Annotated in this window: 19 protein-coding genes; 12 read left to right on the plus strand and 7 right to left on the minus strand. The window is 61.4% G+C overall.

The genetic code is table 11. The annotated features are described in order from the left end of the window. Nucleotides 1-261 carry a hypothetical protein gene (locus LHFGNBLO_RS27530; RefSeq protein WP_258602427.1) on the minus strand — a complete coding sequence of 87 codons (261 nt, stop codon included), beginning with the start codon at nt 259-261 and terminating at the stop codon, nt 1-3. A 99-nt stretch (nt 262-360) separates the two neighbouring features. Between LHFGNBLO_RS27530 and LHFGNBLO_RS27535 the strand changes: the two genes are divergently transcribed. After that, nucleotides 361-1,257 (plus strand): DUF3800 domain-containing protein, encoded by an 897-nt coding sequence (locus tag LHFGNBLO_RS27535; protein WP_258602428.1) that lies wholly within the window; start codon nt 361-363, stop codon nt 1,255-1,257. A gap of 182 nt (nt 1,258-1,439) precedes the next feature. On the opposite strand, the gene LHFGNBLO_RS27540 is transcribed toward LHFGNBLO_RS27535, so the two are convergent. Continuing rightward, entirely contained in the window at nt 1,440-2,387 is a 948-nt protein-coding gene (locus tag LHFGNBLO_RS27540) for an IS1595 family transposase (protein WP_258602429.1), read from the minus strand. A gap of 153 nt (nt 2,388-2,540) precedes the next feature. Here LHFGNBLO_RS27540 and LHFGNBLO_RS27545 point away from each other — a divergent pair, with 153 nt between their 5' ends. Next, nucleotides 2,541-2,720, plus strand: a complete 180-nt coding sequence (locus LHFGNBLO_RS27545) for a hypothetical protein (protein ID WP_258602430.1) — start codon at nt 2,541-2,543, stop codon at nt 2,718-2,720. 146 nt (nt 2,721-2,866) lie between these two features. Here the strand turns inward: LHFGNBLO_RS27545 and LHFGNBLO_RS27550 are convergent, their stop codons facing one another. Beyond that, nucleotides 2,867-3,736, minus strand: coding sequence for a LysR family transcriptional regulator (locus LHFGNBLO_RS27550; RefSeq protein WP_258602431.1), 870 nt, complete (start codon nt 3,734-3,736; stop codon nt 2,867-2,869). Between the two features lie 164 nt (nt 3,737-3,900). On the opposite strand from LHFGNBLO_RS27550, the gene LHFGNBLO_RS27555 reads away from it, so the two are divergent. Genes LHFGNBLO_RS27555 through LHFGNBLO_RS27565 form a run of 3 tightly spaced genes read left to right on the plus strand, consistent with a single transcriptional unit; the run spans nt 3,901 to nt 6,661 of the window. Further along, nucleotides 3,901-5,019: an aldo/keto reductase gene (locus LHFGNBLO_RS27555; RefSeq protein ID WP_258602432.1), complete on the plus strand. Its 1,119-nt coding sequence runs from the start codon at nt 3,901-3,903 to the stop codon at nt 5,017-5,019. Nucleotides 5,020-5,056: 37 nt separating this feature from the next. Then, nucleotides 5,057-6,046, plus strand: a complete 990-nt coding sequence (locus tag LHFGNBLO_RS27560) for an aldo/keto reductase (protein ID WP_258602433.1) — start codon at nt 5,057-5,059, stop codon at nt 6,044-6,046. Nucleotides 6,047-6,061: 15 nt separating this feature from the next. Further along, complete coding sequence (locus LHFGNBLO_RS27565; RefSeq protein ID WP_258602434.1) at nt 6,062-6,661, plus strand: flavodoxin; 600 nt, start codon at nt 6,062-6,064, stop codon at nt 6,659-6,661. 42 nt (nt 6,662-6,703) lie between these two features. Here the strand turns inward: LHFGNBLO_RS27565 and LHFGNBLO_RS27570 are convergent, their stop codons facing one another. Next, on the minus strand, nt 6,704-7,180 hold the full coding sequence (locus tag LHFGNBLO_RS27570; RefSeq protein WP_258609925.1) for a ferritin-like domain-containing protein: 477 nt from the start codon (nt 7,178-7,180) through the stop codon (nt 6,704-6,706). Nucleotides 7,181-7,752: 572 nt separating this feature from the next. On the opposite strand from LHFGNBLO_RS27570, the gene LHFGNBLO_RS27575 reads away from it, so the two are divergent. The 4 genes from LHFGNBLO_RS27575 to LHFGNBLO_RS27590 all read left to right on the plus strand — a co-directional run bounded on the left by LHFGNBLO_RS27575 (nt 7,753) and on the right by LHFGNBLO_RS27590 (nt 12,568). Continuing rightward, the gene (locus LHFGNBLO_RS27575) at nt 7,753-8,760 is read left to right on the plus strand and encodes an HD-GYP domain-containing protein (protein ID WP_258602435.1); all 1,008 of its coding nucleotides are present in this window, start codon (nt 7,753-7,755) and stop codon (nt 8,758-8,760) included. Nucleotides 8,761-9,031: 271 nt separating this feature from the next. After that, nucleotides 9,032-9,880: a PhzF family phenazine biosynthesis protein gene (locus LHFGNBLO_RS27580; protein WP_258602436.1), complete on the plus strand. Its 849-nt coding sequence runs from the start codon at nt 9,032-9,034 to the stop codon at nt 9,878-9,880. A 400-nt stretch (nt 9,881-10,280) separates the two neighbouring features. Then, nucleotides 10,281-11,033: an ABC transporter ATP-binding protein gene (locus LHFGNBLO_RS27585; RefSeq protein ID WP_258602437.1), complete on the plus strand. Its 753-nt coding sequence runs from the start codon at nt 10,281-10,283 to the stop codon at nt 11,031-11,033. Next, complete coding sequence (locus tag LHFGNBLO_RS27590; RefSeq protein ID WP_258602438.1) at nt 11,030-12,568, plus strand: permease; 1,539 nt, start codon at nt 11,030-11,032, stop codon at nt 12,566-12,568. Before LHFGNBLO_RS27585 ends, LHFGNBLO_RS27590 begins: the two co-directional genes overlap by 4 nt. Nucleotides 12,569-12,850: 282 nt before the next feature. Here LHFGNBLO_RS27590 and LHFGNBLO_RS27595 read toward each other — a convergent pair whose 3' ends face one another. Then, nucleotides 12,851-13,021 (minus strand): hypothetical protein, encoded by a 171-nt coding sequence (locus tag LHFGNBLO_RS27595; protein ID WP_258602439.1) that lies wholly within the window; start codon nt 13,019-13,021, stop codon nt 12,851-12,853. Between the two features lie 326 nt (nt 13,022-13,347). Between LHFGNBLO_RS27595 and LHFGNBLO_RS27600 the strand changes: the two genes are divergently transcribed. Then, nucleotides 13,348-14,457: a M23 family metallopeptidase gene (locus tag LHFGNBLO_RS27600; protein ID WP_258602440.1), complete on the plus strand. Its 1,110-nt coding sequence runs from the start codon at nt 13,348-13,350 to the stop codon at nt 14,455-14,457. A 47-nt stretch (nt 14,458-14,504) separates the two neighbouring features. Here the strand turns inward: LHFGNBLO_RS27600 and LHFGNBLO_RS27605 are convergent, their stop codons facing one another. After that, complete coding sequence (locus LHFGNBLO_RS27605) at nt 14,505-15,236, minus strand: DUF2270 domain-containing protein (protein WP_258602441.1); 732 nt, start codon at nt 15,234-15,236, stop codon at nt 14,505-14,507. Nucleotides 15,237-15,404: 168 nt separating this feature from the next. Further along, on the minus strand, nt 15,405-15,914 hold the full coding sequence (locus tag LHFGNBLO_RS27610; RefSeq protein ID WP_258602442.1) for a MarR family winged helix-turn-helix transcriptional regulator: 510 nt from the start codon (nt 15,912-15,914) through the stop codon (nt 15,405-15,407). Nucleotides 15,915-16,005: 91 nt separating this feature from the next. On the opposite strand from LHFGNBLO_RS27610, the gene LHFGNBLO_RS27615 reads away from it, so the two are divergent. Together LHFGNBLO_RS27615 and LHFGNBLO_RS27620 are read left to right on the plus strand one after the other, a co-directional pair. Beyond that, nucleotides 16,006-17,466, plus strand: coding sequence for an MFS transporter (locus LHFGNBLO_RS27615; protein WP_258602443.1), 1,461 nt, complete (start codon nt 16,006-16,008; stop codon nt 17,464-17,466). Between the two features lie 569 nt (nt 17,467-18,035). Continuing rightward, the gene (locus LHFGNBLO_RS27620; RefSeq protein ID WP_258602444.1) at nt 18,036-19,025 is read left to right on the plus strand and encodes a 3-oxoacyl-[acyl-carrier-protein] synthase III C-terminal domain-containing protein; all 990 of its coding nucleotides are present in this window, start codon (nt 18,036-18,038) and stop codon (nt 19,023-19,025) included. The last annotated feature ends 2 nt before the right edge of the window (nt 19,026-19,027 follow it).

Below are 19,027 nucleotides of genomic sequence, written 5' to 3' on the forward strand. Positions count from 1 at the left end.
TCATTTCCGTTTGTAGTAATCCTCAGGCAGCGGCAGGAGGCCAAGCCCGGCCGCGCGAAAATCGGGCTCCTTCTCCGCTACAGCAGCCATCACCTCGTGCAATTTGTCCGTCAGGCCGCTCAGCTGCCAGAACAGCGCGCCGTTGGCCTTCAGGTGCAATTGCGCCGAAAGCACTGTTTGGCGCAGGCGCAGCGCATTGTTGATGATTGCCTCCGCGTTGCTTGCAAACAAGCGGTCGTAGCGGCTGTTTCGTCTGCCCATCGCGGCTCTCCTCGGCTTGCGAGCAACCGCCCCACCTCCTGACAAATAGGAACGCATTCAGCATATTATACTTTGCGTACCCACCAAGGAGGTGGTACCGTGCTGAATGTTCCATTTGAAATTAACGCTGGGGATCGTCCTATCGATGCACCCCCTTGGTCCGATAGCGCCGCACCGATCTGGGCGATCGTCTGTCACTACCCAAGCGCGGCTCGAAGAAGACGGGCGCTAATGATAGTCAACGGGTACGCGGATGAAACTGAGGACGGCAACGTTTTCGTTCTGGCAGGCTTTGTCGCGCCAGCGGAAGAGTGGGCTAGGTTTTCAGATGCGTGGCGAGATGCGTTAGACGCAAAACCGAGCATTCGTATCCTGAAATCGAGCGAGGCAATGCGCTCGCCCCCAAGTGGAGAGTTCTGGGGGATAAGCGCGGAGGCGCGCGATGAAAAACTCCGCCTTCTATATTCGATCATAGATGAGTTTGTAGGCTACAGCGCATCGGTAGTCGTGCATTTGGAGCCGCTGAAACGAATTGCTGCGGCAAGCGGGTTCCCGAAACAAGCCGCAAATCCGTATTATCATGCATTGAGCAGTTTGGTGTCTAACGTGGCCCGCGAACAAGGGCGCCAAGGCATCGTAGGCGAGAATGTCGATTGGGTTTTTGACGAGCGCGTAATGGAACAGGGGAAATTGCTTTCAGTGTGGGAAGCCGTGGTCCATGACTCGCCAGATGATGTGAAGCCAATGATTGGGGCAACTCCAGTTTTCAGGAAGGACCATGAGGTTCTGCCTCTACAGGCAGCAGACTTAGAAGCATGGTGGTTGAGGCGTAGGTGGGCAGAGAAGCTGAAGGGGATCCCTCGCCTGGAGTACCCTTGGATGCCCGCACAAATCCCAGAAATGGCTAGTGTGTTGGACGAGGCTGCTCTTGTAACAATATTCGACAAAATGAAAACAGCAGCAACAGACCTAGCCATCCTTGCTGCCGGGGATTGATCGTTTATCTTTTATCGCTTGCCGGAAAGCGCGTTCAAAAAGCTCCCCACTTTCATCAGCCCCAAGCCTCCGAGCGGCTTCCTTGAACCGCTCGGATTGCTCTTTCTGACTAAGTTTTGTTGCCTTTTTGCCGCTTGGCTTTGGGGCGGTATTTGGAGGGTCGCCAGACGCCATAGGGTGCCTCACCTTGCACTAGTCGTTTCATAGGTCAGGCGCTTGCCGACGACACCGTCAAGGATGCGTGCGGCGCGCGCTTCATCATTCACACCAAGGGCTACGCGCTGATTGTGGCGGAAGTCAAATTCGGCCAGATAGCGGTGAAGGTGCTTCTCGGCACAATGCTGGTAGGTGCCGCGCATACCGCGCTTGAAGATGCTGAAATAGCTTTCGATGGTGTTGGAATGCACGACGCCACGAACGTACTCGCCAGCCGAATGCTTGACCGAATCGTGAGCGGCGAAGTGATCGCCCATGCCGGTATAGAGGCGGCTTTCGTCGGTGTAGAGGGTGCTTTCGCGAGCAACGTTGTCAGTCACCAATTCAGCGACGTTGACCTTGGTCGCCTGCGCAACGTGGAAGGTGCGAACCGAACCGCCGCGCTCGATAAGGCCAAGTACAGCGCGTTTGTTTGACGGGCCGCTCTTGCCCTTCTTGATGAAGGCTTCGCCGCTGGTTCGGGTGGTGCGCTTCTCAGCGCGCGAGCCGAAATAGGTCTCGTCGGCCTCGACAATCTGACCCTCGCCACCAAGCGGGCCAAGCTTGCCATCGCGCATGGCTTCACGAATGCGGTGGGAGATAAACCAAGCGGTCTTCAAGGTCACGCCAAGGGTGCGGTGAAGCTGGTTGCTCGAAATGCCCTTCTTGGATGAGGCGATAAGGAAGATCGCCTGTAGCCAATGGTTGAGCTTGACGTGGCTGGCTTCAAAAATGGTGCCGATCTTCACGGTAAAGGGCTTGCGGCACTGGTAGCACTTGTAAGTGCCAATGCGGGTGCTCTTGCCTTCCATCTTGGAGATGCGCTCCACGCCGCCGCAATGCGGGCAGGTCGGGCCATTCGGCCAAATCCTGGCCTCTACAAACTTGTAGGCGGCGGCTTCGTCGTGGAAGTGGCGGTCTGAAAGCACGGACATCGGTATAACTCCTTATGGAATCAACCTATTCCGATTGAGTGGGTACGTCAAGTATAATATGCGGAACGCATTCCTCGCCGAGTCAATTCGTCCTTGACATTTTTGTTCTCTTTTTGTTCACTATCTCCTAATGAACGATCTGGAGTGACCGCCATGGATCACATCGTGACGCTGGACAGCCGCCAGGAAGCCGCCCTGCAGGCCATCGCCGACACGTTCATCGCCCAGCACAAGGGCGACGCGGTGAAGGCGCTGAAGGAAATGATCGTGCTGAATGGGCATTTGCAGGAGCGGCTGGACGCGGTGGAGAGCCGGCGCCGGGCAGTGCGCTAAAGCGCTCGGAGGCCGAAATCACGGGCGTAAGATCTGAAAGCTGTCCCACAGCCGACATCGAAGCATTTGGAGCGGCGCCTTTTCGATGTTGTTGGGCCGCGTAGACATGACCTCGCGCCAAGAACCGACAATGCACGCTGCGTGGACTAGCCACGATAGCGAAGCACATCGACCAGCAGCGCCAATGCCGGTGAGGTGTGACGGCGGCTGGGGTAGTACAGATGATAACCGGGAAACGGTGGGCACCAATCTTCAAGCACGCGGACAAGCCGTCCATCGGTCACATGCTGCACCACCTGATCCTCTGGCACATAGGCCACGCCGAGGCCGTCCAAGGCAGAGCTCAGCCGCAAGCCAAGATTGTTGAACACCAATTGGCCATCGCCCCGCACCTTTAACTCACGGCCGTCCTTCTCCAGACCCCACGGAAACAGCCGCATGTTGATGCACTTGTGCCCAGTGAGTTCCTGCGGGGCTTGCGGGATGGAAAATCGTTCGAAATACGCGGGCGAGCCGACTACAGCCATGCGGATGTCCGGTCCAATGCGAACGGCTATCATGTCCTTCGCGACCTGCTCGCCCATGCGCACGCCGGCGTCATACCCTTCCGCCACAATATCGGTGAGACCGTAGTCGACGATGATCTCGACGTTGACATCGGGATAGGTGGGCAAAAACCGCTTGAGCGCCGGTTGCAGCACCGAAATAGCGGGATGCTCGCCGGCAGTGATCCGCACCGTTCCAGCTGGAGCATCACGCAGCTCGTTCAAGATGGCGAGTTCTGCCTCGATTTCCTCAAATCGCGGCGCCACCGTGCGCAGAAGCCGCTCGCCGGCCTCGGTTGGAGCGACGCTGCGCGTGGTTCGGGTCAGAAGCCTCAACCCAAGCCGCTCCTCAAGATTGCGGATTGTCTGGCTCAACGCCGATGGGGATACGCCCAGCCTGGCGGCGGCCCGTGTGAAACTCCGTTCCCGGGCTACCGTCGCAAACGCAGAAAGATCGTTGAAGTTTTGCATGGCTCGATTTGTTAGCCCAGCTAACAGGCTCATGCCGATTATAGCACGTTATCTCAGGGTCCCGCATTCCCTACCTTACTTCCAGTTCGAGGCCGAACCGCTGAACCTCATCCGATTTCCCCTGAGAAAGGACCGCACCCATGACTTCTGATCGCGCACCGAACATGGCTCGCCGCAACTTCCTTCGCATAGCGGCCGCTGCACCACTTGTTGCCGCCGCCGTCAACCAGGCATCGGCTCAGCAGACCGCGCCGGCCACCGGCAGCGCTCCCCTGAGCGGGCGGCGTAAGCTCGGCGCGCTGGAGGTCTCTGGCCTCGGCCTCGGCGTACAGAACATGCACCGGACTTACCAGACAACGGTCCCGCACCGGCCCGAGATGCTCAACATTATCCGCGCCGCCTTTGACCGCGGCGTCTCGTTCTTCGACACCGCGGAGGCCTACGGCCCGCACGAGTGTGAGTGCATCCTGGGCGAGGCCATCGAGCCCTTCCGCGATCAAGTCGTCATCACCTCGAAGTTCGGCTGGAACATCGACCTCGAGACCGGCGAGCGGCGTCCGGGTCTCAACAGCCGTCCGGAGCACATCAAGCTTGCGGTGGAGGGTTCACTGAAGCGGTTGCGCACCGACCGCATCGACCTGCTCTACCAGCACCGTGTTGATCCGCAGGTGCCGATCGAGGACGTCGCCGGCGCCATCAAGGACCTCATGGGTCAGGGTAAGATCCTGCACTGGGGTCTGTCCGAGATGGGGCTCAACACCCTCCGACGCGCCCACACGGCGTTGCCGGTTACTGCCGTGCAAAGTGAGTATTCCATGTTGTGGCGCGGACCGGAGCAGGAAGTCCTGCCACTGTGCGAAGAGCTCGGTATTGGCTTTGTGCCGTGGAGCCCGCTGGGGGTGGGATTCCTGACCGGCGCTATCGATGCAAGGACACGATTCGCTGAAGGCGACATTCGCGGCGTAGAGGGTCGCTTCATGCCGGAGAACCTGCCGCACAACCTGGCGCTGGTCGCGCTTGTCAGACACTGGGCTGAGCGAAAGCAGGCCACTGCGGCGCAGATCGCGCTCGCTTGGCTGATGTCGCAGAAGCCCTGGATTGTGCCGATCCCCGGCACCACTCAGATGGCCCATCTGCTCGACAATGTCGGCGCCGACGCCGTCCGGTTCTCGCCTGACGAGATTGCGGAACTCAACGCTGCGGTCAGGGCAATCCAGATCCATGGCGCACGTCTGCCGGACGCGGTGCTGGCCTACTCCGGCGTTGAAGCGCCCGAGAGCTGAGCGCCTGCGAGCGACACACCAATCCAAGGAGCTCGTTATGAAAACCAGAACACTCGGAGGCCTGAAAGTCTCCGCCCTCGGCCTTGGTTGCATGAGCATGAGTTCAGCTTACGGGCCGCCCGCCAACAAAGCTGACTCTATCGCATTGATACGCTTCGCGCACGAACGCGGTGTAACCCTGTTCGACACGGCAGAGGCCTACGGGCCTTTTGCCAACGAAGAACTCGTGGGTGAGGCGCTCGCGCCAATCCGGGATCAGGTGGTCATTGCCACCAAGTTCGGCTTCGATATCGATCTGACGACCGGCGCGCGCCGTGGCGGCACCAACAGCCGGCCGGAGCATATCAAGCAGGTCGCGGAGGCTAGTCTGAAGCGCCTGAAAACCGACCGGATCGACCTGTTCTATCAGCACCGGGTCGATCCTAAAGTGCCGATCGAAGACGTAGCCGGCGCGCTTAAGGACCTGATTGCCACAGGCAAGGTGAAGCATTGGGGGCTTTCCGAGGCAGGGGTCCAGACGATCCGTCGCGCGAACGCGGTGCAACCGCTCACGGCGGTGCAGAGCGAATACTCGCTGTTCTATCGCGGCGTCGAGGCCGAGGTCCTGCCGGTGTGCGAGGAACTCGGGATCGGCTTCGTGCCGTTCAGCCCGCTCGGTGCGGGGTTCCTGACCGGCAAGATCGACCAGAACACCAAGTTCGACCCGACCGACTTTCGCAGCGCCGTGCCGCGGTTCTCGCCTGAGGCGCGCAAGGCCAACATGGGCCTCGTCGACATCGTCAAGGCTGTCGCCGAGCATAAGGGTGCAACCCCGGCCCAGGTAGCGCTGGCCTGGCTCCTCGCGCAGAAGCCCTGGATCGTGCCGATCCCCGGCACGACCAAGCGCAATCGACTTGAGGAAAACCTCGGCGCCACAAATCTTGCGCTGACGGCGCGCGACCTTCAGGAGCTTGCCGAGGCGCTCGCCAAGTTCGATGTGCAGGGTGAACGTCTGCCGGAAGCGGCGCTGAAGATGACCGGTCTCTAAAGCTGGAGCACGACCATGGCCGAAACCAACAACCCGACCCGACGGGAGGTGCTCATGTCATCGCTGCTCCTGCCGCTCGCGGCTGGAAGTGCGGCCGCGGTCACACCAGCCGACGCGGCATCGCAGGGCGAGAAGAAGATCCTCGTGGCGTACTTCACGCGCAGCGGCAACACTCGCACAATTGCCGGCCTGCTCAGCCGCGATCTCCAGGCCGACCTCTTCGAAATCGAGCCGGCGACGCCTTATCCGGCTGACTACTTCGCGACCGTGGAGCAGGCGACGCAAGAGCGCGAGCGGAATTATCTGCCGCCGCTCAAGGCGACGGTCAACAACCTGGCCGCCTACGACACGGTGTTCCTCGGCTTTCCCATCTGGGGCGCTTCGGCGCCTCCGATCATCCGCTCCTTTCTGGCCAGCCAAGACTTCGCCGGGAAAACGATCGTGCCCTTCAATCTGCACGGCGGCTATGGGCTGGGCAACAGCCGCGACGTGGTCGCACAGGCCGCACCGCAGGCGCGTTTCGCCGAGGGCTTTGCAATGGAGGGCCTGCAGGAACGCCGCACAACTGAGCAAGTGCGCGAGTGGCTGGCAAAAGCGGCCTTGAAATCCGAGTGAAGCACGGCGGCTACAGCAGCGACATCACCTAAGGCCGGGTGATCAACTTGTCTTGTTGATCGACGTGACCGCGAGGTTCGTCAGCTTGTTGTTGGTTGCCTTCTCCTGGTCAAGGATCTCGCTGAGCAGCTTGTGCGCCTCGTCATGCCCGAGGTCCTTTGCCCATTCCCGCAGAGACCCGTACCGGGAGATTTCGTAGTGCTCGACTGCCTGACAGGCCGCCAGCAGGCCGGCGTCGAGAGCCGTCCCCGACGCTTCTTCCATCAGTCCGTCAGCTTCCTTGATAAGGCCCTCGATGGCGTCGCACTTCTCGCCGGAGGCCTTCTTGCCTATCGACTTGAACACCTGCTCCAGCTTCTTGATTTGCCCCTTGGTTTCTTCGAGATGGTCCTCCACAGCCGTCTTTAGCTTGGCGTCCGTCGTGGCCTTGGCCACTTTGGGCAAAGCCTTGGTAATCGCGTTCTCGGCGTAATACATGTCCTGAAGGGTATGCTCGAAAATATTGGCCAAAGTTTTCATCATGCTGCTCCTTGCCCGAATTGGCTTCGGGAGAAAGAGCGGGCAGAGCGAATGGTTCCGCTTTCACGCCTGACAGTTCAAACGTGCTTTTCGAAGGTCGGCTTGGCGCCAACTGGCGACGTTCAGCGCGAGACAAATAGGCGTCCGGTTTGGGCCGTCTCCGGACTGGCGGCTTTTTGGCTTGCCCTTGGGCCAAGAGCTGCCGTTCTGCAGCCGACCCGTTGTCCGACGTTCTGCACACTGCGGTCAGCACCCGAAACTCGCTATTTGTCCTGCTAGGCCAATCGGCAGAGCCGGACCGAAATCGAACCGAGCGTTCTCGAGTATGGTACCGGGATGACTGCGGGACGATCTTGTCGCCTGCTCGATAGGGTAAGGAAAGTTTACCAACATGCCGTAACGTTGAACGGCGACGAGGGTTGAGAGCCGAGAGAGAGTAATTTCCGGGCAGGTATGCGCTCTGCCTTGAAGTAGGCGCCCCCAGCGATGCGGGCAACTTTAGACGTTGGTATCGGCCAAGCATTTGGTCGCTCCGACGATTTCGAGCGAAAGGCCAACCAAGCGAGCACTGCATGACGAATTCCATGCTTCTGCAGATCGACAAGAATGATGCCCGTCTCGGCATGTTTATTCATGGGTTCGGCAAGCAATGGCTACGCAGCCCATTTGCAGCCAGCCAGTTCAAACTATCCAGCCCGGCCGAGCTGGAGGCGCTTCGCGAAAGTTCGGTAACGACGCTTGTCATCGATCTTTCAAAGGGGATCGGGCCGACCAGTTCGACGGCCGAGCTACCAAAACCCAATGAGAGCTCAGCGCCCGCCAACACTGAGGCGGCGATGACGAAGGCGACCGGGATGGTCCGCTCGATCTTCAGCAACGCAGCCTCATCAATATGCATTGACCGGCAGCAAGTGGAGGCGGTTGTCGATGTCGTCGACCAGCTCCTATACACTCGCCCGGCAAGCGTCTTGAACCTCACCAAGCTCAAGACAAAGGATGAGATCAGCTTCCAACATTCAGTAGCAGTCTGTGCCCTTGTCGGCTTATTCGCGCGACACCTCAAGCTTGACAGTGATGTGGTCCGGATACTGTCCGTTGGCAGTCTTCTGCACGACATCGGAAAGATTCGCATCCCGACTGCCATTCTGACCAAGACCGACAAGCTCACGGCTCATGAGATGGCAGTCATGCAGACCCACCCGCGCGAAGGATATGCAATGCTGGCGAGGACGAAGGGTCTACCGGAAATCGTGGGAAAAATCTGCCTTCATCATCACGAAAAGCTGGACGGGTCCGGCTATCCGGATGGCTTAAAAGACGGACAGGTCGGTGCCGCGGTACGGGTTGTCGCGATTTGCGATGTTTTCGATGCCTTGACGTCTATTCGGCCATACAAGAAGGGCTTCACTCCGGAGGCTGCCGCGGAGATGATGGGGACGTGGAGCGGTCATTTCGATCGAGCGCTTTTAAAACAGTTCTTTGATTGCATGGGTCTAAGTTGGCCGAGCGGACCAGCTCAAACCCTGCAAATCACCGATGAGATGGGGGGCATTGCTCAGGCGGACTTAAACAACTTCTAATTCACTTATCGCGCGCATGGTGTACCCATCCGGTGACGGCCGCCTTGCTGAGGCAGGCTGAAGGCTGCAAGTCCTAGTGCAAACACTAGGAACAGTCCTATGACAAAGCAGCTTGTTGAGGTGATTACATCGGTCGAGCGTCGTCGACGCTGGTCTCGAGGGGAGAAAGAGCGGTTGGTGGCAGCGACCCTCGAGCCGTGGAACTGGGCCGTCAACCAAATTGCACCGAATGCGGCAAAGCCGCGTAAATTCAGAACGTCAGGACATCACGGTGGGACACGGAAACACGAAATTTTCATTCCAGCAGGTTGACGTTTTCTCCTCCAAAGCTTTGTTAGGTAACCCGCTGGCGGTTGTCATCGGAGCAGATGCCTTGAACGCATCTAAGATGGCTGCTTTCGCGCGCTGGACGAACCTTAGCGAAACGACCTTCCTTCTACAGCCGAGGTCGGCGGATGCCGACTACCGCGTTCGAATCTTTACGCCTGTTGCTGAGTTGCCCTTCGCGGGCCACCCCACTTTGGGGAGTTGCCATGTATGGCTGTCTTCCGGTGGAAGTCCAAAGAGTGGCGACATTGTCCAGGAGTGCGAGGCAGGACTAATCCACATTCGGCGCGACAATGAACGACTTTCCTTCGGAGCCCCCGAACTGCGCCGCTCGGGCCCGGTGGAACTCGACATACTGACGCGAGCCATCAAAGGTCTGCGATTGACCTCTGATGACATCATCGACGCCAATTGGGTGGACAATGGCCCCGGCTGGCTCGCTGTTCTGCTACGCTCCAGGACTGACGTCCTGGCGCTGCGCCCGGATTTCGCCGTTCTGTCCGGATTGCGGGTCGGTGTCGTTGCTCCCTGGGATCCTACGAAGGATGGGCGGGATGCAGATTTCGAGGTGCGTGCCTTTACCGCGGCCGGTTTTGAAGATCCGGTAACCGGCAGCTTAAACGCTGGCATCGCTCAATGGTTAATTGGCAACGGCATCGCGCCTCCGTCATACATTGCCAGCCAGGGTACCGTCCTTGGACGGGAAGGACGTGTTCATGTGGAGCTGGTCGAAGATCAGATTTGGATCGGTGGCGACGTTACGACATGTATCGAGGGCGTTGCAGCCCTTTAATTTGAACGCCCGCTAGCGAAATCGAAGCCACCGCGGCCTCGGCCGTATGGTTACCGCATGGTTTGAGCCCGCCGCCAAGTTGTCACACCTCAATACTGAACGCTACACGTTCAGATCGCCGAGCTTGTCGCGGCATCATATGCCTACATGCAGGCCTTGAGATCGTCGAAATCGCGTTTGAATGATTGAAATGAGGACAGCTTGCCGTTGAATTGCGGCGGCCACCCGAATGGCCGCTATCCCGCTACCCTGCCAGGGGTAGCCGAGCCCGGATGGTCGGCGTGCACGGGGTCCGATTACCGTTAGTTAACCAATGGGACACGGCGTCTCACGCACGGGTGCGGCCTTCACCCCTGGGAAACCGTTGCCGGGCTACCAACTCCATCCATTGGAGACTGCCATGGCCGATGAGACGACCACTGCTAACGCGCTCGAAATTCGTGGGCTCTACAAAAGCTTCGACAAGCCTGCGGTGGCTGGCCTCGACCTGACCGTCAGGGCGGGCGAGTTTTACGGCCTTCTTGGCCCAAATGGCGCCGGAAAGACAACGACGCTGCGCATGGTCGCGGGGCTGCTGCAACCGGATGCGGGAACGATCACCATTGCAGGTCGCGACGCGCTCCGAAGCCCGGTCGAAGCCAAGCGCATCGTTGCCTGGATATCGGACGAACCGATGATCTACGACAAGCTCACGCCATTCGAATATCTCGAATTCGTCGCCGGTCTGTGGAGCGTCAAGGCAAGCACGGCGCAGGAACGGGCAAGGCAGCTGTTCGATCTGCTGGACCTGACGCCGCATGCACACACGCATTGCAGCGGCTTTTCGAAGGGCATGCGACAGAAGGTGGCGTTGGCCGGAGCGTTGGTCCATGACCCGGAAATCATCATCCTTGACGAGCCGCTGACCGGCCTGGATGCCGGCTCGGCGCGTCAGGTCAAGCGGGTGTTGCGCGAACGCGTCGATGCCGGCGCAACGGTCATAATGACGACGCACATTCTGGAGGTGGCCGAGCGCATGGCTGAACGCATCGGAGTCATTGCCAAGGGTAGGCTGATCGCCGAGGGCACTTTCGAGCAACTGCGGCGGCAGGCCGGCCATGGCGCCGGAACCCTCGAAGATACCTTCCTGGCTCTGGTAGCCGAAGCGGCATGAGCGCCCATCCCGCAACGATCGGTTGGCTAGCGGCACATGAATTGCGCCTCTCCTGGCGCGACTGGTTTTATCTCTTCACTGCGGGCAAGAAGGGGCGTTCGCGCAGGATAGGCATATTCTTGATAGTCGGCGTGCTGCTCGCGCATGCCTTCGCGCTGTTTGTGATTGGACGTTTCACCGCCGCCGATTTTCCCGTTTCGCGCGCCAACTATCTGCTGCTGACCAGCGGTGTGCTGCTCTATTTCTTCCTGATGACCTCGCAGGCGATGGAGGCGGCGACCCGTGTGCTGTATGCCCGCGCCGATCTGGAATTGCTGCATTCATCCCCGGTGGCGCTGCGGCGGGTCTTTGTCGTGCGCCTGACGATGATCGCGATTTCGATCGGCACCATGGCGATGCTGATCGCATCGCCCTTCATCAACGTCTTAGCTTGGCGCGAGGGAGCTCAATGGCTGGCCGCCTATGGCGTGGTGTTCTCGACGGGGTGCGTTGCAGCTGCCCTGGCCATCACGCTAACCGCGTTTTTGTTCAACGTCGTAGGCCCGCGGCGCACGCGCTTTGCCGCCCAGTTTGTGGCCGCAGTCGTCGGCGCGCTGTTCGTCATCTCTCTGCAGGTCATCGCTATCTTCACGACCGACACGCTCTCGCATTTGGCGGTCCTGCGGGACGAGTGGGTAATCGCGCTTTCACCGCCCGAGGACAGCTTGGTGTGGTGGCCGGCGCGAGCCGCGCTTGGCGACGGCGTGAGGCTGGCCTGGGTGCTTGGCTGTGCGGTGGCTTTGGCCGCCTCCGCCATTGCAATTTTCTCATGGCGCTTCGTGCGCTACACGGCGCTCGCCGCCAACATTGGCGAGAGCGGTTCGATCCGCCAAGGCAAGGCAGGGTCGTTTCGTCTGACGTCGCCGGGACACGCCTTGCGCCACAAGGAATGGACATTGTTGCTGCGCGATCCCTGGCTCATGTCGCAAAGCCTGATGCAACTGCTCTACATGCTGCCACCCGCGATATTGCTGTGGAAGAATTATGGCCATGGCACGGACGCGCTGGTTCTGATCATCCCCGTGCTGGTGATGGCATCCGGGCAGTTGGCCGGCGGCCTGGCCTGGCTTGCCATTTCCGGTGAAGATGCACCCGACCTGGTGGCGACCGCGCCGGTGACCGCGACAAGCATCATACGCGCAAAGGTCGAGGCGGTTTTGCGCGCAATCATAGTCGTCGTCGCCCCATTCGTCCTGGCTTTCGCGATGGTTTCGACTCGACACGCGTTGGTTCTGGCAGTCGGCTCGGCACTGGCGGCGATCTCGGCGACGATGATCCAGCTTTGGTTCCGCGCGCAGGCGCGGCGTGCCCAATTTCATCGTCGCCAGACCTCCTCGCGGATCGCTACATTCGCCGAAGGGTTTTCGTCGGTCGGCTGGGCAGGCACAGCCGCCCTCTACGCTGGTGGCGTTACAGGGGCCAGCGTCGTTGCCGGGATACTGACCGTGCTGACGCTGGTGGTAACTTATTTCGCCGCGCCAAAAGCGGCGGGATAGGTGACTCCGATCTGTCTGCGACAATCATCTTCGTCCAAAGTCCGCCTCTAGGGCAAATGCCGATCCAGCAATCACACTCGATGACTGCTTGCGGAAAATAGAAAAGCTGACTTCAACGGCCGGCATGCGGCGCAACTACGACCTCCAGCGGGGTCGCCGGAATGTCTGCTGTCAGGAGGCAGCAAACAGCAAGCGTGGAAGTTGCATTCAGAACGGGTCTGGCAAAGCCGTGACGAGCGCAAGCAACAAAAGGGGTTTGGCCGTTCCGAGAATTCCGGGCAGCTAGATGAGACGCTTTCGCACGCTCAAATGAGTGACCGCCGTCAGCAGGATCGCCCCGGTCATGAAGTAAATCGTCGCAGCGATGTGACCCTGGTGAAAATGAAGCCCGGCACACAGCAAGGCGAGCACGACGGCGAGGAACGCGATAAGGCGCGAATTGTCATTGGACATGGGGCGACGACCTTTTGGACAGGGGTGGCCGCCCTCAATCGGCCAAGCGCTGCAATATTGCAGTTTGAGCGCCTGCGCAATCACCGTCGGCGTCCACTGCGCGAATGTCGCAACAGGAGTGCCTTCCACGCAACATGAGTAGCGCTGGCCATGGCGAAGGTCGCGGCTTGATGCATGGGATCCGTAGCGTTCCGGCCTGCCGTACTGTACAAAATTGCTGACCGCATCGTTGGAGGAGATCCGGCTTGCTCCGCCTCGCTATCGTCGCCGCTTTGGCAACATGCCTCGCTACGTCAGGTTCCGCGCAATCCCTCAGGGAAGGAGAGGTGCTGAGTTCGTTGAGCGTGAAGCCGATCAGCGCGCCGAACCCGGTGAGGGGTGCCGATGGAAAATTGCACCTGGCCTATGAACTCCTGGTGGTGAACACCAGCCATCTGTTCATGACGATCGACAGGGTTGAAGTGCTCGACCCGGCGGCGAATGTCTTGTGGTCGGCCGACAAGGACAAGCTTGCAGGCATGACGTCCACGTTCGGTGGCGTCGGCGACAAGCTGCCGCCGGGCGGATCGGCTGCCGTGCTCATCGACGCGACCGTCGCACCGGGAAGCGAGGCACTCGGTCATGTAGCGGCGAGGCTGACGGTGAGCAGGGAAATCTCCGGACCGGACGGAAAACCCGCGCCCTTCCCGCCCACCGAGCCGTTGCCGGCGACGGTCACCTTTACGACTGCGCCGACACCGGTTGGAAAGCCGGCACGCCTCGTGCAGCCTCCCCTGCGTGGAACGGGATGGCTCGCGGTCAATGGCTGCTGCGACCAACTTACGTCCCATCGTGGGGCGTTGATGGCGGTGAACGGATCGCTTCGCGTGCCCGAACGTTTTGCGATCGACTGGTTGAAGCTCGATGCAAGCGGCCGCGTCTTTACCGGCGATCCCGCCAAAACGGCAAGCTACGCCTATTATGGCGCCGAGATTCATGCGGTCGCGGATGGCGTCGTCGTCAACCTCTATGATGAAGCCGACGAGCAGGTTCCCGGCAAGATCGAGGGGATCACCACCGAGAACATCGGCGGCAACATGATGGTCGTGGATATCGGCGACGGCGCCTTTGCATTCTATGCCCACATGCAGCGCGGCAGCCTTCGCTTCAAGCTGGGCGACCGGGTGAAGGCCGGCGATGTCGTTGGCCTGCTCGGCAATACCGGCAATACGACCGCTCCCCACCTTCATTTCCATCTGATGGACGGTCCCTCACCCCTCGACGCCAACGGACTTCCGTTCGAATTTACGCGGTTCCAGAGCAGAGGCGTTGTCTTGATGTCGGCCGACAATGATCCGATCGAGCGCGGCGCGCCCGCCGAGATCAGCGATGACGGACACAATGGCCAGCATGTGAACGAATTGCCTCTGAACAATCAGGTCATCGATTTCGATTGATCGCAATGCCTTGCGCAAGCGCGGTGTCTCTGAAACCCGCAAGCTCCTCAGACATGCGCGTCGCCATGCGACAGCTCGCCTTTGTCGTCGGGGGACAAAAAGGTCGCCACCAACAGGCCGGCATAGAAGATCAGGATCACGATGACGATGACGGTGCCCGGCACCGGGCCGAGGGCAGCACCTGCAACCACTTCCCGCAGCGAGCCGACGATGCCTGTTGCAGCGCCCTCGTGCTGCAGGCCGGGCGTCGAGATCTTCACCACCCAGGCCAGCAGCAGGATCATGTACATGAAGATGTAGTTGCGGCGCAGCCGGCGCACGAGCGCGGCGGGCTGCGATATCAGGAAGCGTGGCGCCCGCAACCCTTCGCCGAGGATGACCAGCCAGTTGGAGGCGAAGTCGGGCTGCGGCGAGAATATCTGGGCGAAATAGTAGCGTTCGAACTGGCGCACCCGCGCCCGGTAAAGGTCGAAGAAGCGGTAGCGCCGCGCCTCGATCCACAAAAGCAGCGTGATCAGCAGCATGGCGAACAAAAGCACGCCGTGATGGGCGCTGGCGGTCGACAGCGAGACCGACAGCATGGCGGCGACCACGGTGATCGCCCAGTTGCTGGTTCGGTCCAGCCTGTCGCGCCAGCCGGCCATGCGGGCAATTTCGGCGCGATGGAAATGCGACATGGTGCCGACCAGCTCGGACGAGGTCAGGCGACTGGCGAACGCGTCGGACACGCGGGGCGCCGGAGCCTCGTCGACAGGCATCGCCATCTCAGGTCGAGCCATGATGCCCTCCCGATCCATGAAACGCGGATCGGGGCTTCCCGTTCCGTCGCGGGCGAGCCCTTCGCAAATTCCGCTTCACGGACGCTAATGACCGCGGATGTGTTTCTGCTGTTGTTGCGGCGTTGCCCCCGCGATTTGCGCAGCCCTGGAAGGCAAGTGGCCCCGCCGCTAAGTCTCCCGACGGCGGCCCCGCACCGCGCCTTCGGTCGGCCGCGTCGCGGTAAGGCCGGCTTCTATCGACCTGAGAAGAGCGAGCGCATCGTCGAGCTTGCTGGTATCGCCGCCGGCGGCGGCGGAGACGGCAGCACCCCATTCCTTGCGCACCAGCGCGTAGTTGTCGGCCCCGCGCCGCGTGCGGTGGACGCTGACGCCGCGGCGATCTTCCGGATCGACGTGGCGCTCGATGAGCCCCTTGCCTTCGAGGTCGCGCAGCACTGTCGAAACGTTGGTGCGCTGCAGCCCGATTGCGGCGGCAATCTGGCTGGGTGTCGCCGAGGCGTGTGCAACCAGGTGACGCATGACCATGCCTTCCGATTGCGTGAGGGATAGCGCCCGCTCATCCCGGTATCCCTGGAACTGGATCTCGCGAGCAATGATGAGGATCAGGTCGGCCAGATCCGCCCAGCGAACCGCCGGGGGTGGCGTTTTGCGTGCGGACGATTCGCGATCGGTTTCCATGAGCGGAGTTTACAGCGTCCCGTCAGATATGTATATGTCCATAATGATTATGTTTACATAACTATCTATATATAACCATATGGAGGCCCGAATGACCGATTCACCAAACCCCGCCTGGCACTCGCCCCGCTCCATGGCCCGCGCCGGAGGGCTGCACGGGGTCGGCATCTACGTCTTGCTCGCCGGCGCCTTCCTGCCAGTCGCCGACTTCTTCATCGTCAACGTGGCGCTGCCGACGATCTCCACCTCGCTGCACGCGACACCGGCCGCGCTCGAGCTTGTGGTTTCCGTGTATGGCGTTGCCTATGCCGCCATGCTCGTGCTGGGCGGCCGGCTCGGCGATCGCTTTGGCCGGCACACGCTATTTCTGGTCGGGCTTGCCGGCTTCATCCTGGCGTCTCTGGGGTGCGGCCTGGCGCCGACCATCGACGCGCTGATCGCCGCCCGGCTGGTCCAGGGTGCCACGGCGGCCATGCTGGTGCCGCAGGTGCTGGCGACCTTCCAGGCGACGCTGCAGGCCGAACGCAAGACCCGGGCGATAGCGCTCTACGGCGCGACCTCGGGCATTGCCGCGGTTGTCGGTCAGCTCGCCGGCGGCCTGCTGGTCAGCGCCAATCTGTTCGGCACCTCCTGGCGACCGATCTTCCTGATCAACATCCCGCTCGGCATCATCGTGTTCTTCGCCTCGCGACTTGTCGTGCCGGCCAACCGCTCGCCGCACCCCACCGGCATCGACCTGCCCGGCACCGTGCTTTTTGCCGCCACGCTGACGGCCCTATTGGTGCCGCTGACCGAAGGCCACTCGCTCGGCTGGCCGGCATGGACAAAGATGATGCTGGCCGCCGCCGTGGTGCTCGCCGTCCTCACCGTGATCGTCGAACGGGCTGCCGAGGCGCGCGGCGAGGTGCCGTTGCTGCCGCCGTCGCTGCTCAGGCTGCCCTCGATGTCGCGGGGGCTGGCCATGATCACCCTGTTCAGCGTCGGCTTCGGCGCCTTCATGTTCGTCTTCGCGCTCACCGTGCAGAACGGGCTCGGCGCCAACCCGCTCGAAAGCGGCCTCGCCATCCTGCCGATGGCGGTGATGTTCTTCATCGGCTCCGTGGTCAGCCCGCGCATGATCAACCGCTTCGGCCGCGGCGCTCTTGCCGCGGGTGGCCTCTTGCAGGCGCTTGGACTGGCGTTGTTGATCGGCATCATCGTTTCCGGCTGGCCGCAGGTGAGCCTGGTCGAACTGGCCCTGCCCCTGGTGCTGATCGGCGCCGGACAATCGATGCTGTTTTCAGGCTTGTTCCGCGCCGTTCTCGCCGATGTTCCCGCGCACCTCGCCGGCGTCGGAAGCGGCGCTCTCATCACGCTGCAGCAGTCCGGGCTGGCGCTCGGCGTCGCAACGCTGGGCACGCTCTATCTGGCGCTGCAGCCGGCGGGCATTGCGCAAGCCTTCGGCACCGTCATCGCCATCCAGCTTGCGATCATCCTGGTGCTGGCGCTGTGCACCGGGCTGCTGCCGCGTTTCACCAAGCACCAGGCCACCGCCCATCCCGTGGAAATCTGAGCGACTGTCCCAGGAGCACCCATCTCCCCTTGGTGGGGAGATGGGTCGGCGGCGATATGCCAGCCCCGGGCTCTACCGCCAGCATATTACGCGTTCACGGAAGTTTCGACTGGAAGCGGATGTGCTCTGCTGTGGTTGCGGCGGTACGAGCCGCTCTGGTCGACGCGGGCTTTCGAGCACATCCCCACCGCATGCCCCCGCAGCCCTCGTAGACCACTGCACCTCGCGTTCACGGCGCGCGCCATGAGATGGCGCGACGCCGAATGCCTTTGATCGCCATTGGTTCCCGTAACGTGTATGATACGTTCCGGCATATTATCCAATTCGAAAGTACGCCAGCTAAGTTTTCGATTTGAAAGAACCGGAGACCCGCACGGTCTTGCCTGCACCGAACTCGCCGCGGCCGGCAGGAAGCGTCGGAACAAAGGCTGCAGGCTCGCGCCTGCCGTAGCGGCTGATGTGTCCGCAAACCACGCCGGCAGCGGCGATTGGTGGAATATCGCTGCCGCGCTGTTACCATCGGCCGCGAACCGGGTTAGAAAAGCGCAACTCACTCGGCGGGATGAGGAATGCGGATCAAGATCATCGGAACCGGGCGGGCGGTGCCTGAGGCATGCGTGACGTCGCGCAGCCTCGACGAGCGGCTGGGCCTTGGCGCCGGCCAGCTCGAGGCCGCCACCGGCGTCATCGAACGCTATGTCTGCGCAGATGAATCGCAGGTCGACCTGGCCGCTACCGCGGCGCGCCTGGCGCTGGCCGATGCCGGGCTCGAGGCGCACGATATCGGCCTGGTCATCGGCGGTTGCGGTGTGCCTTACCAGCCGCTGCCATCGACGGCGCCGCTGGTCATGCAGCGCCTTGGGATGGCCGACGGTTCGGCCGCCGCCTTCGACGTCAACAGCACCTGCCTTGGCTTCCTCACCGCTTTCGAGACCGCCGCCCGCATGATCGAGGCCGGGCAATGCGAAACGGCGCTGGTGTTTTCTTCAGAGATCGCCTCGCGCGCCCTGCCCTGGCAGGAGCAGCCGGAAATCGCCGCTTTGTTCGGCGACGGCGCGGCGGCCGCCGTGCTGCGCCGGGCGGCACCCGGAGAGGGAGCGGTGCGGGCCAATCTGATGCGCACCTATCCCTCCGCCTACGACGCCTGCAGCATCGGCTCCGGCGGCACCCGTTTCGACTTCCATCGCCAGCCCCAGGAATTCGCGGACCATGCCCTGTTCCATATGGACGGCAAGGAGTTGTTTCGCGTCACGTCACGCCATTTCAACGGCTTCGTCGCCGATCTGCTGCAACGGGCCGGCTGGACGCATGACGATGTCGACATCGTCGTGCCGCACCAGGCCAGCCCCTTGGCGCTCGCCCACATGGCGCGCCAGACCGGTTTTGCCAGGGAAAAGCTGGTCGACATCGCGCAGCACTTCGGCAACCAGATCGCCGCGTCCATTCCCTTCGCGCTCGACATCGCGCGCCATGAAGGCCGCATCGCGCCGGGCGCCAAGGTGCTGTTCCTCGGCACCTCGGCCGGCGTGTCGTTCGGCGGCATGGCGCTGGAAGCGTGAGC

Source organism: Mesorhizobium sp. AR10 (assembly GCF_024746795.1).
In the GTDB taxonomy this organism is placed as follows: Bacteria; Pseudomonadota; Alphaproteobacteria; order Rhizobiales; family Rhizobiaceae; genus Mesorhizobium.

What these genes read in the sequence shown, in the direction of transcription:
- LHFGNBLO_RS27530 (WP_258602427.1), bottom strand. Translation starts at nt 261, where the DNA reads ATGGGCAGACGAAACAGCCGCTACGACCGCTTGTTTGCAAGCAACGCG.
- LHFGNBLO_RS27540 (WP_258602429.1), bottom strand. Translation starts at nt 2,387, where the DNA reads ATGTCCGTGCTTTCAGACCGCCACTTCCACGACGAAGCCGCCGCCTAC.
- LHFGNBLO_RS27545 (WP_258602430.1), top strand. Translation starts at nt 2,541, where the DNA reads ATGGATCACATCGTGACGCTGGACAGCCGCCAGGAAGCCGCCCTGCAG.
- LHFGNBLO_RS27550 (WP_258602431.1), bottom strand. Translation starts at nt 3,736, where the DNA reads ATGCAAAACTTCAACGATCTTTCTGCGTTTGCGACGGTAGCCCGGGAA.
- LHFGNBLO_RS27555 (WP_258602432.1), top strand. Translation starts at nt 3,901, where the DNA reads ATGGCTCGCCGCAACTTCCTTCGCATAGCGGCCGCTGCACCACTTGTT.
- LHFGNBLO_RS27560 (WP_258602433.1), top strand. Translation starts at nt 5,057, where the DNA reads ATGAAAACCAGAACACTCGGAGGCCTGAAAGTCTCCGCCCTCGGCCTT.
- LHFGNBLO_RS27565 (WP_258602434.1), top strand. Translation starts at nt 6,062, where the DNA reads ATGGCCGAAACCAACAACCCGACCCGACGGGAGGTGCTCATGTCATCG.
- LHFGNBLO_RS27570 (WP_258609925.1), bottom strand. Translation starts at nt 7,180, where the DNA reads ATGAAAACTTTGGCCAATATTTTCGAGCATACCCTTCAGGACATGTAT.
- LHFGNBLO_RS27575 (WP_258602435.1), top strand. Translation starts at nt 7,753, where the DNA reads ATGACGAATTCCATGCTTCTGCAGATCGACAAGAATGATGCCCGTCTC.
- LHFGNBLO_RS27585 (WP_258602437.1), top strand. Translation starts at nt 10,281, where the DNA reads ATGGCCGATGAGACGACCACTGCTAACGCGCTCGAAATTCGTGGGCTC.
- LHFGNBLO_RS27590 (WP_258602438.1), top strand. Translation starts at nt 11,030, where the DNA reads ATGAGCGCCCATCCCGCAACGATCGGTTGGCTAGCGGCACATGAATTG.
- LHFGNBLO_RS27595 (WP_258602439.1), bottom strand. Translation starts at nt 13,021, where the DNA reads ATGTCCAATGACAATTCGCGCCTTATCGCGTTCCTCGCCGTCGTGCTC.
- LHFGNBLO_RS27605 (WP_258602441.1), bottom strand. Translation starts at nt 15,236, where the DNA reads ATGGCTCGACCTGAGATGGCGATGCCTGTCGACGAGGCTCCGGCGCCC.
- LHFGNBLO_RS27610 (WP_258602442.1), bottom strand. Translation starts at nt 15,914, where the DNA reads ATGGAAACCGATCGCGAATCGTCCGCACGCAAAACGCCACCCCCGGCG.
- LHFGNBLO_RS27615 (WP_258602443.1), top strand. Translation starts at nt 16,006, where the DNA reads ATGACCGATTCACCAAACCCCGCCTGGCACTCGCCCCGCTCCATGGCC.
- LHFGNBLO_RS27620 (WP_258602444.1), top strand. Translation starts at nt 18,036, where the DNA reads ATGCGGATCAAGATCATCGGAACCGGGCGGGCGGTGCCTGAGGCATGC.